Origin of the sequence: Paenisporosarcina sp. NPDC076907 (genome assembly GCF_050269735.1) — a bacterium.
Taxonomy (GTDB): Bacteria; Bacillota; Bacilli; order Bacillales_A; family Planococcaceae; genus Paenisporosarcina.
Genome location: NZ_JBNNIX010000001.1, coordinates 382,806 through 402,206, shown reverse-complemented (window position 1 = coordinate 402,206; position 19,401 = coordinate 382,806). Strand labels below are relative to the sequence as shown.

Sequence of the window (19,401 nt, the reverse complement as noted above, 5' to 3'; positions counted from 1 at the left end):
TTCATTTGTTACATTTTCAATTGTTTTCGAACGAAAGCGATAGTGACACTCTTTTCTCTAAACAATAGGAATCTTGCGGGAAACTGCTTCATTTTAAAATATGTGAACAAAAAACAACCTATGATGACAATTAAACTCCCAACTCCCTGTATCCAAGTCATTCGTTCCCCAAGAATGAAATAAGCAAGAATGGCAGTGAAGATTGGATTAAAATTTAGGAAAACACCTGAAGTGGTGGCACCTATTTTTTGAACGGCCATGTTCCATAACAACATACAGATGACTGTAGAAACGACACCTGTGTATAAAATCGACTGGATAAAAGTAGCATCCACTTTTGTAAGTGTAAAATCATGAACATTAAAAGGTAATAACATGATTACACCAAATACTCCCGAATACAAAGTCGCTTTTAAAGCGGTCGTATATTTCATCGCCCACTTACTGATCACCGAATACAATCCCCAGATGCATACCGCAGCCATCATCAATAAGTCACCTTTATTAAAACCAATGGAAAACAGCACTTCAACATGCCCTTTGGTTAAAACTAATAGCACTCCCATGAAAGAAATAAACATAGAACCTAACTGGAACTTGTTAATTTTCTCTTTTAAAAACAAGAATGAAAACAAGGCAATGGAAAACATGTTAAATGTAGAAATCAATCCGACATTTGTTGCAGAAGTGAACTCTAAAGACAGGAATTGAAAAAGGTTAAATAAAACGACTCCAGATGCCCCCATTAAGACTAGAGGTACGATGGCTTTACGGTTTAGGAACAAACTTCTCTCTTTCCACCAAACAATTGGAGTGAGGCAAATGACTGCAATTAACCATCTTAGTGTTGTCAGTGTCATAGGAGAAGTATGGTCCACTAATGATTTCCCAACTACAAAATTGCCTCCCCATAACAAACTTGTAAACAACAACAAAGCATAATAAATGTATGGCATGTCATTTAACCCCCTTTTCTTATTACATTAATATTAACACCACCATCGCCTTGACCATATATTATTTCGTCATATCCGTTAATTTCAAAATAAACAAAAGAATATACTGTAATTACTTAAAAATATTCCGTAAAATACTACTCAAGAAATCCTTTTTGGAATAAAAATGAAAGAGGTAAATTATATGGAATCATTTATTAGCAAAGTACTCGATTCAACTGATATTCAAATTCTCGATATTCTGCAAAGAGAAGCGAATATTAGTAATGCAGAACTTGGACGTCGGGTGAGTTTATCACCCCCAGCCACACATGCACGCATAAAACGTTTAGAAATGGAAGGATACATCAACAGGCAAGTGGCGATTCTCAATCAACAGAAACTGGGCTTCGACTTGTTGTGTTACATCTTTATTAGCACAGACATCCATCAAGCAGAGAAACTTGAAGTATTAGAAAAGAACTTGGAAGCCCTTCCTGCCGTTCTTGAGTGTCATTGCCTAACTGGAGAATACGATTATTTATTAAAAGTGGCGAACAAAAACCGTCACGAACTTGAACAGTTCATTCGGATTCTGAACAAATTGGGCATCTCACGCATCCAAACCAGCCTGGTCCTGCGTGAAATCAAACACTCTACCGTCCTACCGATTAATAATTCCTAAGAAGCTCAAAGAAGAAAAAAACTGCGGTCGCAGATGTCCATAACTAATTAGCTTTATTCTCGGTTTTCTTTATATTGGCCGGTCTATTCGCGTTCGCTGGGGTTCTATTCGCGTTAACGGGCCATTTATATACTTTCCTTATCCCATAAGAAAAAGCGGCAGTTGAAAAACTGTCGCTTTCTTACTTACTAATAAAATCCTCAAAGGCAGCCTTCCTGTTAATCCATTTTTGATGATGACAACTGATGCGGAATCAGCTGTTTTTTATAAAAGAATGCAACGGTGTTCATAACAGGTGCAGGAATTTTTTTCGGGAAATACGGCTTCGTATAATAATGGGAATACACCGCTTTTAAATCGCTCCACTGGGTACAATCTTTTGTTTGCCTGAAACGGGCGACATCGATTAGCTTGATTTCATTTGTCGCTGTAATAAAAATATTCCTTAAGTGAATATCCGATGGATTAAGCCCTCTCTTTAAAGCCATTGATAAAGCGCGATCGATTTCATCGATATGCTCTGACGTGATAGGAAATCCTTGATTGACGCATTCAAAAAGCGTACGTCCTTCTATATGATCCATGACAATATAGTTCGGTCCCGCATCGTAAATGGTCGGGAAATACGAGATATCCTGTAATGCTTTATAAATATCCGCTTCTTCTTTTGCGATATATGTGAATTCGGGAAAAAAGATTTTTATGGCTTTACTGGAAGACTTGATTCGAAAGACAAATGCACTTCTCCCGGTACCTACCAGCGTCAAAGCATCGTCATAGCGAAGAAGTCGATTTTTCTTGTCGGAAATGACGACTGATTTTGCAAGTTCTTGATAAGTTTCCAAGCTCAGACCCCCTATTCTAGTATAATCAATAAAAAGAGACGTTATAACCAACTACTGGTCACAACGTCTCTTAGAAATAAAAGACCTCACCAAATAATTGGTAAGGTCTCGCAAACAACTTCTGTTGCCATCAAAGCCGAGGAAAACTTCCTGTATTGACGACTTTGCTGTATAGCTACTCCCCTTAATGGAAGATTGCGTATGAACTTTGTCCTTTAATTATAAATTTCACACGATCCTCCGTCAATAAAATTGATTTGAGGGTTTTTTTGTTTGCCGAAATTATTGCGATATTCGAAACTTATTGTGATACTTAAGGTACATACATAATAAAATACGAGGTGCATTAATGACTAGTTGCGTACACTGCGGAATTTCATTTGATTTTTATGAAGAAGGTTTTTTATTTATTGAATCCAACCATATACACCTACATATGACAGAAGCGTATCACATGATGAACAAAGATATCGCTTATATGCCTTATACTTCATTTTCGACTATAGAAGATGAACTAAATCGACTTAAACAAGTTGCCGATTTAAGGATGGGACTTTCTCGGACGAGCAGACCTGAAAGACTAATTGATTTAGAGACTTTCGTGTTGCGTTTTTATGAAAGAGATACCGTCAACTTAATTCAACACGGAGAATTGGTTAGTTACCTACAACCAATCGTTTCTCTTCAGTCTAATGAAGTATATGGATACGAATCGCTTCTGCGTACCACTAATTCTCACATGGCATTATCACCGGGAAAATTATTTGATGTCGCTACCAAAACTGGTCTTCATTCCTTATTGGACCAGCGCGCTCGTGAAACAGCCGTAAAAGCACGCCAAGGAAAAGTGCCTGCAGGAATAAAAAGCTTTATTAATTTCCTGCCATCCACCATCTACAACCCAGATTTTTGCTTACAACATACATTTAAAATTGTTGAAAAATATCAAGTAAATCCTCAAGACTTAGTATTTGAAGTAGTTGAAACCGAAAAAATAGTGGATGTGGGCCATTTGAAGAGCGTGTTGGATCGTTACAAAAAAGAAGGCATGAAAGTGGCATTGGACGACGTAGGATCTGGATTCTCTACCTTGGATATGTTGGAGATGCTAAAGCCTGATTACGTAAAAATCGATCGTTCCTATATCAGTTTCTGTGATCAAGACCAAAATAAAATGGATTTCCTGAAAGAAGCTAACAAACGTGCACAAGCATTGGGAATCGTAACGTTGGCAGAAGGAATCGAACGCATCGAAGAAGCGCAAGTGTGCGAAAGTTTAGGGTATGATCTGGGACAAGGTTATCTTTTCGGTAAACCTGCTGAAACCCCAAAGATGACTATCGAAATTGCGTAAATCCAAAGGAAGCGAGTGCCTTTACTGGCGCTTGCTTCTTTGATTATTGGAATATGAGGAAAGAGGTGTGAACTTGACTGTATTTCGTAGCAAGAAATATCATTATGCCTGGATCATTCTACTGTTAACATTTATTGCTCTTTTATCGGCACAAGGGGTACGTCTTTCATTTGGTGCATTTATTACGCCTTGGGAAGAAGAGTTTTCAACAAACCGTGGCATGATCTCGCTCATCGCATTCGTCAGCTATCTCGTATTCGCTTTCTCCCAACCTTTTATCGGTAGATTGATTGATCGATATGGAGTACGTCCAATTTTGTCTTTCAGCATTTTATTGGTTGGACTCTCGACACTGCTTACATTTTTCGTCGCTTCTACTTGGCAATTGATGATTTTATATGGAGTTATTGCTTCCATAGGATTTGGCGGTTCATCGAACGTGGCAGGAACCATTGCGATATCCAACTGGTTTGTAGAGAAAAAGGGGTTGGCTCTGGGGCTGATGTCAGCGGGTACTGCTGCAGGACAATTGATGCTTGTACCTCTGTCTCTCATTTTGAATGATCGATATGGATGGCATACAACAGTTCTGATTTTAGGTGCATTCCTGACATTTATCGTCTTTCCTTTGTTGTATTTGTTTATTCGTACTTACCCTTATGAAAAAAATCTTACAGCTTATGGAGACCTGTCTGTTCATAATCCTGATGAACCCGTTACAAAATCCAAGCCAAATGCCCACTTATCGATTTTCAGTCTGTTGCGCAAGAAGGAATTTTTGTTCTTAATGATTCCATTTTTTGTTTGTGGTATTACCACGACTGGATTAATGGACACTCATCTTATTCCGTTCGCCCAATACTGTGGATTTTCGCCGACGATTACCGGGATTGCCGTAAGCTTGTTGGCTGGTTTCAACATTCTTGGCACCGTGCTTTCAGGTTTTCTAGCTGATCGATGGAATCCCAAATACATGCTGGCATTTTTATACAGTACAAGAGCCTGTTCAATTGTCTTGTTATTGGTTATTGTTCACAACACATCACTGTTCGGTTACTTTATTTCACAGTCACATCTCTTAATAATTTTCGCCATCAGCTTTGGTGTCGTCAATTTCGCTACAGTAGCTCCCACTGTTAAACTCGCCACTGACTACTTTCAAAATTTATCAGTAGGAGCTGTCGTCGGTTGGCTCTATTTAAGCCATCAAATAGGTTCTGCACTGGGTTCGTTTTTACCTGGTTTATTGTTCGATTATACTGGGGGCTACGATATTTCCTTTATTGCTTCCATTTTATTACTCTTGGTAGCTGCGACACTCAGCTTCCTGTTACCTAATACCAACCAAGTTAGAATGTCAAAGTAAGCATAAAAAATCCGCACAATCCGATTTCTCGAGTGTGCGGATTTACTTTATTTAATTGAAGTTGCGGCCTTGTTTATTTGCAATATCATGCGTCAAATCATTCAAGTCTTGTTCATTTTGATTGGTATTGGATTGATTGTTCAAGTCCTTTTCACTTTGTGGATCAGGTTGATTATTTTGACCCTGTGCAACACGGTTATCATGTAACTTTTGATTTTGCTTCATTTCTTTTTCGTTTTCTTCTTGCTGTTTTTGTCGTTTTTCAAGTTCTATAGGTTCCGGTTCGAATTCAGGAAACTTCTCTTTTTCATTCATGGGTAATGCCTCCTTCTGAATTTTCGTCTTATGTTTATTATTCCCTTCAGTTCAAAGAAAAAACATAAGACTTTTAAAACACAGTTAAACCCTTTATATCATGTCTTATGAAAGCATTTTTATACCATCAATTGGAGGTTCTTTATGGAATTCATTTATTTTCACGGTATTCCTGAAAAACAGCATCTGCAAGCCATTCAACAACTTCACCAACACGTTTTTGAAGGCTCAGAACTGTCACTTCACGAATTACAAAACAAGCCAAACTTGCTGACTTGTCTTGCCTATTCAGGAGATGAAGTAATCGGCTTTAAAATGGGATATGAACTCCGCCCTGATTTATTCTATAGTTGGCTTGGCGGTGTACACATCTCTTTTCGTAAACAGGGAATCGCATTGGAACTAATGTCCCTTCAACATACTTTATTAATGGAAACGGGCTACAAAACGGTTCAAACGAAGTCTACAAACACTTTAAAAGGGATGCTAATTCTCAACATTAAATATGGTTTCGACGTCATTTCTACGTATACGAATGCAAAAGGAAAACATAAGATTATTTTGGAGAAACTCTTATAAGACTCACTATCTTGAACATTAAAGCCATCTCATCCTTTCGACTGAAATGTACGAGATTTTGCTTACATCACCAATGTTAGTGGTAGAATTATGGTAAACACTTTAGACACTTTATGGACAAGGGGCTTGATTTTCATGAAAGTTTATGACGTTACCATAGTAGGCGCTGGTCCTACTGGATTATTCACAGCTTTTTACGGCGGCATGCGCCAAATGTCGGTCAAGATTATCGAAAGTTTACCTAATGTCGGCGGCCAATTAACGGCACTTTACCCCGAAAAATACATATATGATATTGCCGGTTTCCCTAAAGTACGTGCAAAAGATTTAGTAGCCAATTTATCTGAGCAATTATCCATTTTCTCTCCCACTATCGTCACAGATCAATCCGTAGAAGATATGACAAGACTGGATGATGGCACATGGCAACTAACAACTGAAAAAGAGACTCATTTAACAAAATCAGTCATTTTCACAACTGGAAATGGCGCATTTGAACCGAAGCGACTGGAACATGAAGAAGCAGCCAAATACGAAGGTACCCAACTACATTATTTTGTGGATGATATGGGCAAATTTGCAGGAAAAGACGTTGTATTGTTTGGTGGCGGTGATTCAGCTGTCGATTGGGCTCTCATGCTTGAACCCATTGCAAACTCAGTAACGTTGGTTCATCGACGCGATTCTTTCCGTGCACATGAGCATAGCCTGGAATTGCTCCAACAATCATCTGTAGTCATCAAGACACCATTTGTAGTGGATCACTTTGAGCCTGAAGGTGATAATTTCACACATGTGGCTGTACGTAATTCAGATGGTACGATTGAATTGTTAAAAGCCGATCATGTCATCGTCAATTATGGATTCCGATCACATATCGGGAACATGAAAAATTGGGGCATGGATATGGATAAACACGCAATCAAAGTCAATTCCAAAATGGAAACGACACTACCTGGTGTATATGCCGTCGGTGACAGCAACACGTATGATGGCAAAGTTAAACTAATCGTTTGTGGATTTGGCGAAGCACCAATTGCCATTAATTCCGCGAAACACTTTGTGGACCCAGAAACCAAGAAACACATGAAGCATTCAACCGATTTATTTTCGCATTAAGTCGGAAGAGGAATTATGGACAGAAAAAAGAGCAGTGAATTCACTATGAATTCACTGCTCTTTTGTATATCTATTGCAGTACAGACTCTTTACATAAACGCTCACGGAATTTTGTTACCGGACGATAGAAGAACTGAATCATTGGACCGATTAAGAGAGCAACAAAGATTGTTCCCAATCCAATAGGTCCGCCGAGAATGAAAGCAATGACCAACACACCTAGCTCCATCATCGTTTTTGATACAGCCATGCTTTTTCCAGTCATAGTTTGAATCGCCATCATCAAGGTATCCATAGGATTGCGTGCAATGGTAGATTGCAGATAACAAGCGATACCCACAGCGATTACTGCAACACCGCCAACAAGCATCGCAAATCGAATCGGAAGAATTGGTGCCTGGTAATTAGCAAAAACAAATAACAACCAAAAATCAATCATAAAACCAATCGTTACTACCGGTATCACAGCTGAAATATCAATTCGTTCTCTTAGTAGCAGCGCATTGATGAAAATGAGTAAAATGCCCACAATAAAGATCCACGTACCGACACTTAAACCAAATAGATTGTTCAGTCCAACATACATGGCATCCCAAGGACCTGCACCTAAATCAGCCAATATCATTAAACTAATGCCCAAAGACAGAAACGTTAAGCCAACTAAGTAAAATACAGCGACAATACTACGATTTTTCATAAAAACTCCTTTATATTCCGTCCAAATGAATGATTGCACCATCTTAACATGAATTAAACGAGATTCACTAATTTTTCAATTCACAAAAAATAGCCTTTTCACTGTTCACTTGAAAAAGCCAAGACTTAATTATAATAACCAAGGACTGCACACTAATATGTGCAGCCCTGCTTTTTATCCTAATTGTTTAATTAACTCTTTAACGACCAATGGAGTAGATTGAGGATTTTGCCCGGTAATTAATTTGCCATCCACCACAGCTTTCTCCGACCAATTTGGTGCTGTTTCTACCGTTGCTCCAAGTTCACGCAACTTGCTTTCCAATAAAAATGGCATTAGCGAATCAAAAGTAGTGTCGCGTTCTTCAGCGTCGGTAAACGCACTTACACGTTTTCCTTTAACCAAGGGTTCCCCATTTGAAAGAGTTGGACCAACTAATCCAGCAGGACCATGGCATACTGAAACGACGTACTTATCGGCTTCAGTAAATTCTCGCAGTAGCGATTGTAATTTTTGATTTTCAGGGAAGTCACACATTGTCCCGTGACCACCTGGAAGGAAAATGACATCATAATCGCCCATTTCCACTTCCTCAATTGATACTGTATCCGCTAAATATTTCTCTGCATCCAAAATTTCTTGAGGTGTATTCTCATCGATACTGCCTGGATCTACAGGCGCTTTGCCACCTTTAATACTACTGATTGTTACATCATAACCTTGTTTTTTGAATTCTAAATAGGCATCTGCAAATTCGGAAAGCCATGTTCCTGTTGATTTATCGTCACCCATTTGGTCTGCACTTGTTAATACCATTAATATTTTCTTAGTCATGTGTATTCCTCCTGGCATTTATTGTTTCTATCATTTACAAAAACCATCACTTATCTTATTTACCCAGAACTGAATGTAAAAAACGTCTGGATGCACATTCCGAAATAGCGTTACATTGTCGGATTATTTTTGAACGGTTTCTTGCGAATGAGATTCCAAACAGCCATTCCGTCACTCGGGTTCTCCCCATGCCAAATGGGAAAAAGGGAAAAGAAAATGAAATAGAAAGAAAAATAAACGAATTGATACACGAATATCCCAGGATCCAATTCCCGTACCAAAATTAAGCCATTTAAAAGTAAAATACTAGTCAGATTAAAAATCGATCCACCTAAATAGACCAAAATCAGCTGCCATCTGCTCCCTTTTTTAGCTAGAGCAATGTATTCACACCAACCATCATAAAAGTACAAACGTCGAATATGAAGATGCCCTATCTTCGTCAAAACTTTCCCCGAGCCAATGTGCATATTCACTTCCCCACCAAAAATGCGTGCGAAAAACATATGTCCCATCTGATGGAGAATTGTCACAAGAGGCATTACAAGGAAAAAAGAAAAGAAAAATTTCCACATATCGTTAAATCCAAACATTACGCCACCCGCTTTCCAGTCTCTAATGAATAGGTCAGTGTACGAGAAGCCTGGCATGAATTCAAATATAATCATTCCAACCTCACTGGTAATTATGCCCACCTGTTTTTACTTCTTCCTCAGTGTGGCGTTATTCGTCACTATTTATTACTTAAAATTTCACAAAATAGGAATGAAAGAATGCGATATATCACATACAGAGTATTTGTTGTATAATGGAAAAAACCACATTTTTGTACATATTATTTCAAGATACGAAAGGTTGTTTCAAGTATGCCGATACCCATTAATCACGCCAAACCTATTCGCATCTCTGCGAAAGAGAATGCTTTCAATCAATTGCAGCAATGGATCATCGACGGCACTTTACGTCCTGAAGAAAAATTGAATGATACGGAATTGGCGCAAGCATTGGGCGTCAGCCGCACACCTATTCGAGAGTCGTTACAATTGCTTGAAGTCCAAGGATTTGTTGAAATGTTCCCAGGGAAAGCAACGCAGGTCACTACTGTAAAAAAGGAAGATATTAAGGATCTACTTCCTCCACTGGCTTCACTGCAAGCCCTGTCTGCAGAGTTGGCCATCGCTAATTTAGATGATGAAACGATACATAAGATGGAAGATACGAATGAGCGATTTTCAAAAGCAATTCAGATAAAAGATTATTTTTCAGCTTTGAAAATTGATGAAGAATTTCATCAGATTATTGTGGATGCTGCAAATAACCCATACATAAAGTCAATGGTTGCTAATCTCCAAGCCCATGTACGTCGCTTGTTCTTCCATAATTCAATTGTCTTGACGAACCACTCGATTCAGGAGCATGCAACCATCATCGACTTGATGAAAAAACGCGATGCTACAAGCGTCTCTAAAGTAATGAGAGATAATTGGCTGCGTGCGATTGAAGAATTTTATACGCGTGAAGATCTATACTAAATAAGTAAAACCCCAAATCTCAAAAGTACTTAAGAGATTTGGGGTTTTCGTTTAAAAAAATCATATTTACTGTGCATAAGCGAATGAAACTTTTTTTACATAAGCCAGAATTCCTGTAACCATCATGACGATGAGAGCAGGGATCAGCCAGCCAAGACCTTGGCTGTAAAAAGGTAAATGGCTTTCATAAAACGAAATAATCGGTTTCATCCATTCGAAATACTCCATATTTAATGATGTACATAGTGTTTTCAATGCATCCACACTACTCACCAGTAATGTCACAACGGTCGCAGAAACATAGACCAAACGAGAGTGCTTGAACAATGGTGATGCGAACGTCAGGATAATTAAAACAATTGCCAATGGATACAAGAACATTAATACCGGAACGGAGTAGGTGATAATATTTGATAACCCGAAATTAGCGATGATAAATGAAAATACAGAAAAACCGATGGTAAATAATTTATAACTTACATTTGGGAACAGACTATGGAAATACTCCCCACATGCTGTGATCAGTCCAATACTGGTTGTTAAACACGCAAGAAAAATAATGACTGCCATAAAGAGCGTGCCGAATGTCCCAAAATAATACGAGGCAGTATTTGAAAGCACTGGTCCACCTGTTTCAAACAAGCCAAACATTTCAGTACTCGTTGCCCCTAAATAGGCAATCCCAACATAAATCACACCAAGTAAAATCGTAGCTACTCCGCCTGCTTTAGCAGTAGCTTTTAAAATGCCTCGAGTGGATTTAACACCCATTTTCCGAATGATATCAATAACGATAATCCCAAATACTAGTGACGCCAATGCATCCATCGTATTATAGCCTTCTGTGAAGCCTTTCATGAAAGCCCCTTTAGCATACGATTCCTGTGGCGCCTGAATGGAACCTAGCGGATTGACGATCACCATGACAAGCAAAATGCCAAGCAGAACTAATATAGCTGGCGATAATAACTTCCCGATACGGTCAACCATTTTAGACGGATTCAGGGATAACCAAAGTGTTACAGCAAAGAAAATAAAGGTAAAGACAAGCAGTCCGATTTGCTCATGACCTGCACCTAAAAATGGAGCCACGCCAATATCATAAGAAACAGCGCCCGTTCTCGGAATGGCGAATAACGGTCCAATGGTCAAATACAACAAAGCAGTGAAAATGATCCCATAGACAGGGTGAATGCGACTAGCAAGGTCCTGTAAACTTCGACTACCTGAATACCCCATTGCAAGAATGCCAAGAAACGGCAATCCAATACCAGTTAACAAGAAGCCACCGACTGCGAGCCACACATTAGAGCCTGCATTTTGGCCAAGTGTTGCCGGGAAAATTAAGTTTCCAGCACCAAAAAATAAAGCAAACAGCATCAATCCAATAAAGGAGTAGGCTGATAAAGACAATTTTTTATCCATTTTCTATTACCTCCTGGCATACTATCATTCTGTTTATAGATTTATCTTTGTTAGCGATATATTGCATACTGAAACTATTACTGTCAGTAATCCTACTCTCTTTTAGAATGAAATGCAATATATTGCATAAAATATTTAAAATTTTTATTTAATTACTGTGAACGTCCACCTAATTAGATTCTCTGGAAACAAAATAATCTCCGCTCAGCAATCTATGTGGCTTTAGAGGTGAGAATACTTGTCCAGGTTGACAGAGTGAGGGTCTAGGTAGACAGTTCGCGGTTGCAGGTAGACAGTTTTGCACTCCAGGTAGACAGAACAAGTGTCCAGGTAGACAGTTCGGCTATCCAGGTAGACAAAATGCGTATCCAGGTTGCACAAAATCAATTTGACGACAAAAAAACGTCTGCCCCCAAAATGAGGACAGACGTTTCCAATATGTTCAATCATTTAAGCGTTACTAGCATAATACCAAGCAAGATATAAACTTATCCCTGATAAGATAAATAAAGGGATCGAATACTTGCGGATTCTCCTCAGCTTAAAACCATAGGCTCCAAGAAAAATCGCTGCTGCCACCTTGGAACCACTATCGTAATAGGCATTATAAGAGAAAAAAGTGCTACTAAAAATAACTGATGCGAAGAAAGTGGTTAAAACCAGTAACTTAAACCATAACGGTTCTTGTAGGAATGATAAGAAAAAAAATTTAAACCGTTTCATACATTTGCTCCCTTCAAAAGCTTGAAATACAAAAACTCTTCACATTTTATGCATTCAATATGGAAAAATCCCACTTTCGAATATACCAGGTAATAAGTTTAATTAATCGTGTTCAATCTCAGACAATGCCCTTCCCACCTGTCTTCCCGTAAACAGACATCCCCCAAGGAACGTCCCTTCGAGAGAGCGGTATCCATGAACTCCACCACCGCCAAAACCACTTACTTCACCCGCAGCGTATAAACCCGGAACCGGTTCTCCTTCCGTATTCAACACACGGCCAGACAAATCTGTTTGCAGACCGCCGAGTGTTTTACGACTGATGATATTCAATCGTACCGCAATCAACGGTCCATATTTCGAGTCTAAGAATTTATGGGGAGAAGCGACGCGAATCAATTTGTCCCCTATGTAGTTTCTCGCACCACGAAGTGCTGTTACTTGTAAATCTTTTGTGAAGGTATGATCCATTTCACGGTCTCGTGCTATAATTTGGCGCTTCATTTCATCCACTTGAATGAGTCCATCTCCAGTTAAACGATTCATCCCTTGAACCAATTCTTCCAAAGTATCGGCCACTATAAAATCTTCGCCTTTTTCCATGAAGGCTCTAACTGGCGCAGTTGGACCTGGTAAAATACGTGCCAGCACCTGGCGAATACTCTTTCCAGTCAAATCAGGATTTTGCTCGGAGCCTGATAATGCAAATTCTTTTTCAATGACTTTTTGTGTTAGCACAAACCATGAATAGTCAAAGCCCGTCTTTTGAATGGCTTCAAGTGTTCCGAGTGTATCAAACCCAGGGAAATTCGGTGCCGGGAAACGTTTCCCGGTTGCGTCAAACCATAGTGAAGAAGGTCCTGGCAGTATACGTATCCCATGTTTTGCCCAAACCGGATTCCAGTTTGTAATCCCTTCGGTATAATGCCACATGCGGTCACGATTGACGATTCTTCCTCCAGCCGCTTCGGTGATTCCAAGCATCCGTCCATCCACATGGGCAGGCACTCCAGAAATCATGCGAGCTGGCGCCTTCCCTAACCTGGCCGGCCAGTTTTGACGAATCAAATCAAAATTCGCCCCTAGCCCACCACTTGTCACGACAACTGCTTTGGCTTTCTCACTAAATTCACCAACTGTGATTCTCGAGCTTGCCTCGCCTCTGCCTGCATCACTCGGTTCCAGAATGGCGCCTTTTACTCCCACAACCGCTCCACCTTCTTTCAACAACTCATCAACCCGATGTCTCGGACGGTAATCGACCAGCCCGTTTTCCATCGCTTTTCGCATTTTTTCTTCAAATGGTCGGACAATACCTGGCCCCGTACCCCATACAATGTGAAACCGCGGAACGGAATTGCCATGACCTTCTGCTAAGTAGCCGCCACGCTCTGCCCATCCGACCACAGGAAAGAATCGAATGCCTAATGATTTCAGCCACTCCCTTTTTTCTCCCGTTGCAAACTCAACATAAGCCTGTGCCCACTGATGCCCCCAATAGTCTTCATCTTCCCTGTCAAAACCAGCAGCTCCTTGCCAATCCTGCCACGCCAATTCAAGCGAATCATGAATCCCGAGTCTACGTTGTTCAGGCGAATCCACTAAAAACAACCCTCCGAATGACCACCAAGCCTGACCTCCAAGAGAGGCTTCCGGTTCTTGATCCAACAGCAGAACTCTTTTTCCCGCATCCGTTAGCTCTGCCGTTGCCACTAATCCTGCAAGCCCCGCACCTACCACAATTACATCCACCTTCATGCCATTACACCCCATTGAAATATTGTCATTTGAATACTTATTCGAGAAAATATGAACGTTATCCTTTAATGGTTTTTGCGATATCTGGATTGCGCAGTTGGTTTCATTCCCCACTGATCTTATAAATTTCACTTTTCCTACATTATTTAACAGAGCCATTTACTAATTAGCCCTGTTCTTTTAACCTCATTTATGCTATATTTATTGATTGAATTACCATAAAAGTAAGGTGGTTATATTACAATGGAAAACAATGCTTATCAAGTCTTGTTATATTATAAATATGTATTAATAGATGAACCTGAATTATTCGCACAAACTCACTTGGCTGCATGTAAAGAAATCGGCTTATTGGGCCGTATTCTTGTATCCCACGAAGGTATTAACGGTACTGTTTCTGGCACGATCGAACAAACCCAAGCCTACATGGATATGATGAAGAGTGATGAACGTTTTGCTGATATGATGTGGAAAATTGATGCAGCGGACGGTCATGCATTCAAAAAAATGCATGTTCGTGCAAAAAATGAAGTAGTACATCTTGGTCTTGGAGAAGATGATATCAACCCGAACGAAATCACGGGGGAATACTTGACGCCAACGGAATTCTACGAAAAAATGCAACAAGACGACACAATCGTGATCGATGCACGTAATGATTATGAATTTGATTTAGGGCATTTCCGTGGGGCTGTTCGTCCGGATATCAAGAACTTCCGTGACTTGCCACAATGGATGCGCGAAAACAAAGATCAATTCGAAGGCAAAAAGATTTTGACTTACTGTACAGGCGGAATTCGTTGTGAGAAATTCTCTGGCTGGTTAGTTAAAGAAGGTTACGAAGATGTCGGTCAACTTCATGGTGGTATCCACAATTACGGAACTGACCCAGAAGTGAAAGGTCAGCTTTGGGACGGACAAATGTATGTCTTTGATCAACGCATTGCTGTACCAATTAACAAAGTCGAGCACGTCATCGTCGGTAAAGATCATTTTGACGGTACTCCTTGTGAGCGTTATGTTAACTGTGCGAACCCGGAATGTAACGATAAAATTCTTTGTTCGGAAGAAAACGAACATCTTTACTTGCGCAGCTGTTCCGATGCATGCCGCACGCATCCACGCAACCGTTATATCGTGGAGCACGGCTTAAGCGAAGAGCAAGTTCAAGCTAGACTCGATGTAGTTGAACGTGTTAAAGGGTCTGTCAAAGCTTAAAATATGGTGTGAGCCAATCTTCTATACAAATACAAAGAGAGATGCAAAGTGATTTCGTCACTTCGCATCTCTCTTTTTTCGATTTTCAACGAAAATACCAACAACTCCAACGAAAACTCCTAAATGTCCAACTAAATGTTCGATAATAGAAAACTGATTTATAGAGTTAGCCCGAGAAAGTGGATGGTATTGCGAAACCGTAGTTTTGAATAAGCAAAGGCTAAAAGTTGTTTTTACAACGTGAACGTGGATTTTTCCTACGTCAACCCCGATTTTTACTACGAGGTCTCCAATTTTTCCTACGTTAACGTCGATTATTACAACCAAGAATCGCGTTTCTCCTTTCCAGCCTCGGATAGACAACTTAATTTGTTTAATATAGACCAAATAGAAAGAAAACCCGATGCAAATGTGCAAAAAGTATACTCTTTTAGATATTAAAGGAGCAACAGGCATCAGCAAATCTACTTTGTACCGAAATTTGGAGAATTAAAAACCACGAAAAAATCGCCAATCCTTATGTAGGATTAGCGACTTTTCTCATTCAATCTATTCTTATTCCCCTAACCAAGCAAGACCGATTGTACCTCTTCCCGTATGAGTACCAGGTACTGGGCTAAGTTCGGTAATAGAAATAGCCATCTGAGGATATTGCGTTTGTAGTTCATTTTTCCATTGAGTTGCTTCTTTCAAATTGTCAGCGTGGAGGACGGTCACCTCTTTCACGTGATCTTTCTCCGCTTCCAAATAGTCGGCCATTTTTGCGATGGCACGTTTATGACTTCGAACTTTATCGGATAGTATCGCACGGCCTTCATGAAATTTCATCACGACCTTCATATTCAATAACGTTGCAAAAACAGCTTGTGTACCTGTTACGCGTCCACCTTTGTGAAGTTGTTCCAGACTTCCTGGCGTCAAGAACAGTCTACCTTTTGCAGGCAAGGTCTTAATTTCAGCAATAATTTCTTCAAATGATTTTCCTTGCTGCTCTAAAGCTACAGCGCGCTCCACCATTTTCCCAAGTGGAAACGATCCAATCTGGGAATCTAGAACAAACGCGTTCACACCCGCTTCTTTAGTCGCCGAGACTGCACCACTATAAGCACCTGTTAATGCGCCAGTCGCATGAATGGCAATAACGTGCTTGTATTTGTTTTTAATTTCGTTAAACAGCTCCAGCATTTCACCTGGAGAAGGTTGTGATGTTTTTGGCAAATCCTTAGAAGATGCCAACTTTTTATAAAAGTCAGTTGAACTAATATCAACATTTTCTTTGTAAGCGATTTCGCCAAAGATGACAAATAACGGGACCACATGGATATTATGCTTTTCTATAAATTCCGGTGACAGGGTGGCAGTTGAATCCGTTACCCATGCAATATTTGATTGGTTCATGAAAGTAGCTCCTTTTATATGACCGTAAGTCTCAGTAAATTAAGTTCATTTGGAAATCAAGAGACGATTTCTTTGAATTTATAAGTATGGAAAGAATCACTGTTTTTGACTAGGGTTATGTATCATGAGTGTGATATGACAAATGTCATGTTTACGGGGAAATATTAAAGATTGTCATCATCTGTACATAATACTCGCTTCAATTATTCCTTTAAATAGAAAAATCCAAACCAGGAGTGTCCCGATTTGGATTTTTGCACTGCCAAACGGCAGATTATGAAAGTTCCTGATATTTTGCTTGAAACTTACCTTCCACTACTTCAGTATGGTACATCGCTTTAAGTGCATAATCTTTTTCAAGCTCATGTTCCTTCATAATTTGTTTCAAACGCACCTTCAGTTCTTCGTTTTCTTTTACGAGTTGCTTCATCTTCGATTTAACGAATTTCATATAAAGAGCCTCCTTTTTTAGATTGTGTCGATCACGTCCAATTGACCTTATATTGCTTATACTAGCACAAAAAAGTATCTCTCAGTCATAAACGGAGAGATACTTCAGTAATTGCTTATGTTCAATTAGCCATAGTTTGAATCAAATCACACTCATATGTTCACTTTTTAAATCTGTGATGAACATATGACCCGGTGCATGCGTAATCATCAATGGTGGTTTCATATGCATGGCGATTGCTTGAGGTGTCACACCACATGCCCAAAACACGGGTACTTCACCTTCTTTGATTGTCACTGCATCACCAAAATCAGGCTGATGAATATTCTGGATGCCAATCGATTCAGGGTTTCCGATATGAACCGGTGCTCCGTGAACAGATGGGAAACGACTCGTTACTTGAACCGCCCGTATGACATCCGCTTCTTTCATTGGACGCATACTGACGACAGTCGGTCCTGCAAACTTGCCAGAAGGCGAAGTTTCAATAGACGTTTTATACATGGGGACATTAACGCCTTCTTCATTGTGCCTCATTGGAATGCCGTTTTTAATCAGTGCATCTTCGAAGGTGAAGCTGCAGCCAATTAGGAAGCCGACCATATCGTCTGTCCAATACGCAGTAATATCCGTAGGTTCATCCACAACTTGACCATCGCGATAGATGCGGTATTTTGGCAAATCCGTACGCAAGTCCGCTTGAGGTGCAGACATTTTTGGGATATAGGAACCGGCATCTGTCACATCAATGAGTGGACAGGATTTCGGATTTCTTTGACAGAACAGCAGAAAATCAAAGGCTAGATTTTTAGGCAATATCACCAGATTTGCTTGAATGTATTCTTCACACAAACCAGAAGTTGGCGAAGAAAAGTCACCACTGCGCATCTTTTCTCTTACTTCAGACGGTGTCATCAAGATAAGAACCCCTTTCTATTTCGCTCTGATAAAAACCACTTTATTTAAACAATTGAGGAATGCCTTCAATTAAGGTATACACGCCCATGATCGACATTGCGATAACAATAATAATACCGAAAATCGTCATCCACATTGGATGTTTGTAGTCCCCGACAATTTTCGTTTTATAAGCGGCAATAAGCATTACGCCTAAAGCAATCGGTAAAATCAAGCCATTCACAGAACCTACGAGTACAAGAATACTTACCGGTCGACCGACGAATACAAAGACAATCGTCGAAATTGCAATAAACGCGATGATAATTTTTTGATGATGCTTCTCTAACCATGGATGGAATGTACGAATAAATGAAACCGATGTATATGCTGCGCCAACTACGGACGTAACTGCCGCTGCCCACATCACGATCCCGAAAATTTTATAACCAAAGTTCCCAGCTGCATGTTGGAACACAGACGCTGGTGGGTTAGCAGGATCCAGCTTCAATCCTTGAGAAACAACACCCAGTACGGCAAGGAACAAGGCAATTCGCATGATAGCAGTAACTACAATTGCAAAAACCGCACTACGGTTTACTTCAGGAAGTGCGTCTACACCTTTGACACCTGCATCAATTAAGCGGTGGCCTCCTGCAAAAGTGATATAGCCCCCAACCGTTCCTCCAACCAATGTAACGATTGCTAAAATATCAATTTTATCTGGAACGAATGTTTTCACGACCGCTTCCCCTACTGGAGGAGCTGCAGTAAACATCACGTATACCGTCAAAGCAATCATGATAAACCCTAAAATTTGCGCGAACTTGTCCATCGCTTTACCAGCTTCTTTAACTACAAAAATACCGATTGCAAGAATCCCACTCAGAATGGCTCCCGTCTGTGCAGAGATTCCGAATAAAACGTTTGTCCCTAGACCAGCACCCGCGATATTTCCGATGTTAAATGCAAGACCACCCATAACAATTAAGATAGCAAGAAAATAACCGAGCCCCGGCAATATATCGTTCGCAATATCTTGTGCCCGTTTTTCAGATACCGCAATGATTCGCCAAATGTTCAGCTGAGCACCGATATCAATAATAATGGAAATCAAAATAACGAAACCGAAACTTGCCAAAAGTGATTCTGTAAAGACGGTCGTTTGTGTTAGAAAGCCTGGTCCGATAGCTGAAGTCGCCATCAAGAATGCCGCACCAAGCAACAAACTACGATTGGTGTTTTTTAATTTGTTTTCAGTTTTCATATA

General features: G+C 39.9%; 20 protein-coding genes. 7 read left to right on the top strand and 13 right to left on the bottom strand.

Going from position 1 to position 19,401, the window contains the following annotated elements; all coding sequences use genetic code 11:
* Positions 1-8 precede the first annotated feature (8 nt).
* Positions 9-956: a DMT family transporter gene (locus ACQKEV_RS02010; protein WP_427442865.1), complete on the bottom strand. Its 948-nt coding sequence runs from the start codon at positions 954-956 to the stop codon at positions 9-11.
* Between the two features lie 184 nt (positions 957-1,140).
* Here ACQKEV_RS02010 and ACQKEV_RS02005 point away from each other — a divergent pair, with 184 nt between their 5' ends.
* Entirely contained in the window at positions 1,141-1,620 is a 480-nt protein-coding gene (locus ACQKEV_RS02005; protein WP_427442863.1) for an Lrp/AsnC family transcriptional regulator, read from the top strand.
* Between the two features lie 218 nt (positions 1,621-1,838).
* On the opposite strand, the gene ACQKEV_RS02000 is transcribed toward ACQKEV_RS02005, so the two are convergent.
* Complete coding sequence (locus ACQKEV_RS02000) at positions 1,839-2,465, bottom strand: protein kinase family protein (protein ID WP_427442861.1); 627 nt, start codon at positions 2,463-2,465, stop codon at positions 1,839-1,841.
* 349 nt (positions 2,466-2,814) lie between these two features.
* Here ACQKEV_RS02000 and ACQKEV_RS01995 point away from each other — a divergent pair, with 349 nt between their 5' ends.
* Together ACQKEV_RS01995 and ACQKEV_RS01990 are read left to right on the top strand one after the other, a co-directional pair.
* A complete protein-coding gene (locus tag ACQKEV_RS01995) occupies positions 2,815-3,819 on the top strand; it encodes an EAL domain-containing protein (RefSeq protein WP_427442859.1) in 1,005 nt (334 codons plus the stop codon).
* 73 nt (positions 3,820-3,892) lie between these two features.
* Positions 3,893-5,185, top strand: coding sequence for an MFS transporter (locus ACQKEV_RS01990; protein WP_427442857.1), 1,293 nt, complete (start codon positions 3,893-3,895; stop codon positions 5,183-5,185).
* A gap of 51 nt (positions 5,186-5,236) precedes the next feature.
* Here ACQKEV_RS01990 and ACQKEV_RS01985 read toward each other — a convergent pair whose 3' ends face one another.
* On the bottom strand, positions 5,237-5,500 hold the full coding sequence (locus ACQKEV_RS01985) for a hypothetical protein (protein WP_427442855.1): 264 nt from the start codon (positions 5,498-5,500) through the stop codon (positions 5,237-5,239).
* Positions 5,501-5,644: 144 nt separating this feature from the next.
* On the opposite strand from ACQKEV_RS01985, the gene ACQKEV_RS01980 reads away from it, so the two are divergent.
* Both ACQKEV_RS01980 and ACQKEV_RS01975 read left to right on the top strand, forming a co-directional pair.
* A complete protein-coding gene (locus tag ACQKEV_RS01980; protein WP_427442853.1) occupies positions 5,645-6,079 on the top strand; it encodes a GNAT family N-acetyltransferase in 435 nt (144 codons plus the stop codon).
* 135 nt (positions 6,080-6,214) lie between these two features.
* Positions 6,215-7,198, top strand: a complete 984-nt coding sequence (locus ACQKEV_RS01975) for an NAD(P)/FAD-dependent oxidoreductase (RefSeq protein ID WP_427442851.1) — start codon at positions 6,215-6,217, stop codon at positions 7,196-7,198.
* A 70-nt stretch (positions 7,199-7,268) separates the two neighbouring features.
* Here ACQKEV_RS01975 and ACQKEV_RS01970 read toward each other — a convergent pair whose 3' ends face one another.
* From ACQKEV_RS01970 to ACQKEV_RS01960, 3 genes are all read right to left on the bottom strand, one after another.
* Positions 7,269-7,895 (bottom strand): YczE/YyaS/YitT family protein, encoded by a 627-nt coding sequence (locus tag ACQKEV_RS01970; RefSeq protein WP_427442849.1) that lies wholly within the window; start codon positions 7,893-7,895, stop codon positions 7,269-7,271.
* A gap of 174 nt (positions 7,896-8,069) precedes the next feature.
* Positions 8,070-8,729 (bottom strand): type 1 glutamine amidotransferase domain-containing protein, encoded by a 660-nt coding sequence (locus tag ACQKEV_RS01965; RefSeq protein WP_427442847.1) that lies wholly within the window; start codon positions 8,727-8,729, stop codon positions 8,070-8,072.
* Positions 8,730-8,839: 110 nt separating this feature from the next.
* Complete coding sequence (locus ACQKEV_RS01960) at positions 8,840-9,322, bottom strand: hypothetical protein (protein WP_427444795.1); 483 nt, start codon at positions 9,320-9,322, stop codon at positions 8,840-8,842.
* Between the two features lie 273 nt (positions 9,323-9,595).
* On the opposite strand from ACQKEV_RS01960, the gene ACQKEV_RS01955 reads away from it, so the two are divergent.
* Positions 9,596-10,261 (top strand): GntR family transcriptional regulator, encoded by a 666-nt coding sequence (locus tag ACQKEV_RS01955; protein ID WP_427442846.1) that lies wholly within the window; start codon positions 9,596-9,598, stop codon positions 10,259-10,261.
* Positions 10,262-10,327: 66 nt separating this feature from the next.
* On the opposite strand, the gene brnQ is transcribed toward ACQKEV_RS01955, so the two are convergent.
* Both brnQ and ACQKEV_RS01945 read right to left on the bottom strand, forming a co-directional pair.
* Complete coding sequence (gene brnQ / locus ACQKEV_RS01950) at positions 10,328-11,686, bottom strand: branched-chain amino acid transport system II carrier protein (protein ID WP_427442844.1); 1,359 nt, start codon at positions 11,684-11,686, stop codon at positions 10,328-10,330.
* Positions 11,687-12,511: 825 nt separating this feature from the next.
* On the bottom strand, positions 12,512-14,167 hold the full coding sequence (locus ACQKEV_RS01945; RefSeq protein ID WP_427442842.1) for an FAD-binding dehydrogenase: 1,656 nt from the start codon (positions 14,165-14,167) through the stop codon (positions 12,512-12,514).
* Positions 14,168-14,410: 243 nt separating this feature from the next.
* Between ACQKEV_RS01945 and ACQKEV_RS01940 the strand changes: the two genes are divergently transcribed.
* Entirely contained in the window at positions 14,411-15,385 is a 975-nt protein-coding gene (locus ACQKEV_RS01940) for a rhodanese-related sulfurtransferase (RefSeq protein WP_427442840.1), read from the top strand.
* Between the two features lie 57 nt (positions 15,386-15,442).
* Here ACQKEV_RS01940 and ACQKEV_RS01935 read toward each other — a convergent pair whose 3' ends face one another.
* From ACQKEV_RS01935 to ACQKEV_RS01915, 5 genes are all read right to left on the bottom strand, one after another.
* Entirely contained in the window at positions 15,443-15,712 is a 270-nt protein-coding gene (locus tag ACQKEV_RS01935; protein WP_427442839.1) for a hypothetical protein, read from the bottom strand.
* Between the two features lie 228 nt (positions 15,713-15,940).
* Positions 15,941-16,783 (bottom strand): DegV family protein, encoded by an 843-nt coding sequence (locus tag ACQKEV_RS01930; RefSeq protein ID WP_427442837.1) that lies wholly within the window; start codon positions 16,781-16,783, stop codon positions 15,941-15,943.
* Positions 16,784-17,057: 274 nt separating this feature from the next.
* A complete protein-coding gene (locus ACQKEV_RS01925) occupies positions 17,058-17,234 on the bottom strand; it encodes a hypothetical protein (protein ID WP_269926908.1) in 177 nt (58 codons plus the stop codon).
* 141 nt (positions 17,235-17,375) lie between these two features.
* Complete coding sequence (locus tag ACQKEV_RS01920; protein ID WP_427442836.1) at positions 17,376-18,149, bottom strand: putative hydro-lyase; 774 nt, start codon at positions 18,147-18,149, stop codon at positions 17,376-17,378.
* Between the two features lie 43 nt (positions 18,150-18,192).
* The gene (locus ACQKEV_RS01915; RefSeq protein WP_427442834.1) at positions 18,193-19,398 is read right to left on the bottom strand and encodes an NRAMP family divalent metal transporter; all 1,206 of its coding nucleotides are present in this window, start codon (positions 19,396-19,398) and stop codon (positions 18,193-18,195) included.
* Positions 19,399-19,401 lie beyond the last annotated feature (3 nt).

What these genes read in the sequence shown, in the direction of transcription:
- ACQKEV_RS02010 (WP_427442865.1), bottom strand. Translation starts at nt 956, where the DNA reads ATGCCATACATTTATTATGCTTTGTTGTTGTTTACAAGTTTGTTATGG.
- ACQKEV_RS02005 (WP_427442863.1), top strand. Translation starts at nt 1,141, where the DNA reads ATGGAATCATTTATTAGCAAAGTACTCGATTCAACTGATATTCAAATT.
- ACQKEV_RS01995 (WP_427442859.1), top strand. Translation starts at nt 2,815, where the DNA reads ATGACTAGTTGCGTACACTGCGGAATTTCATTTGATTTTTATGAAGAA.
- ACQKEV_RS01985 (WP_427442855.1), bottom strand. Translation starts at nt 5,500, where the DNA reads ATGAATGAAAAAGAGAAGTTTCCTGAATTCGAACCGGAACCTATAGAA.
- ACQKEV_RS01980 (WP_427442853.1), top strand. Translation starts at nt 5,645, where the DNA reads ATGGAATTCATTTATTTTCACGGTATTCCTGAAAAACAGCATCTGCAA.
- ACQKEV_RS01975 (WP_427442851.1), top strand. Translation starts at nt 6,215, where the DNA reads ATGAAAGTTTATGACGTTACCATAGTAGGCGCTGGTCCTACTGGATTA.
- ACQKEV_RS01970 (WP_427442849.1), bottom strand. Translation starts at nt 7,895, where the DNA reads ATGAAAAATCGTAGTATTGTCGCTGTATTTTACTTAGTTGGCTTAACG.
- ACQKEV_RS01965 (WP_427442847.1), bottom strand. Translation starts at nt 8,729, where the DNA reads ATGACTAAGAAAATATTAATGGTATTAACAAGTGCAGACCAAATGGGT.
- ACQKEV_RS01960 (WP_427444795.1), bottom strand. Translation starts at nt 9,322, where the DNA reads ATGTTTGGATTTAACGATATGTGGAAATTTTTCTTTTCTTTTTTCCTT.
- ACQKEV_RS01955 (WP_427442846.1), top strand. Translation starts at nt 9,596, where the DNA reads ATGCCGATACCCATTAATCACGCCAAACCTATTCGCATCTCTGCGAAA.
- brnQ (WP_427442844.1), bottom strand. Translation starts at nt 11,686, where the DNA reads ATGGATAAAAAATTGTCTTTATCAGCCTACTCCTTTATTGGATTGATG.
- ACQKEV_RS01945 (WP_427442842.1), bottom strand. Translation starts at nt 14,167, where the DNA reads ATGAAGGTGGATGTAATTGTGGTAGGTGCGGGGCTTGCAGGATTAGTG.
- ACQKEV_RS01940 (WP_427442840.1), top strand. Translation starts at nt 14,411, where the DNA reads ATGGAAAACAATGCTTATCAAGTCTTGTTATATTATAAATATGTATTA.
- ACQKEV_RS01930 (WP_427442837.1), bottom strand. Translation starts at nt 16,783, where the DNA reads ATGAACCAATCAAATATTGCATGGGTAACGGATTCAACTGCCACCCTG.
- ACQKEV_RS01925 (WP_269926908.1), bottom strand. Translation starts at nt 17,234, where the DNA reads ATGAAATTCGTTAAATCGAAGATGAAGCAACTCGTAAAAGAAAACGAA.
- ACQKEV_RS01920 (WP_427442836.1), bottom strand. Translation starts at nt 18,149, where the DNA reads ATGACACCGTCTGAAGTAAGAGAAAAGATGCGCAGTGGTGACTTTTCT.
- ACQKEV_RS01915 (WP_427442834.1), bottom strand. Translation starts at nt 19,398, where the DNA reads ATGAAAACTGAAAACAAATTAAAAAACACCAATCGTAGTTTGTTGCTT.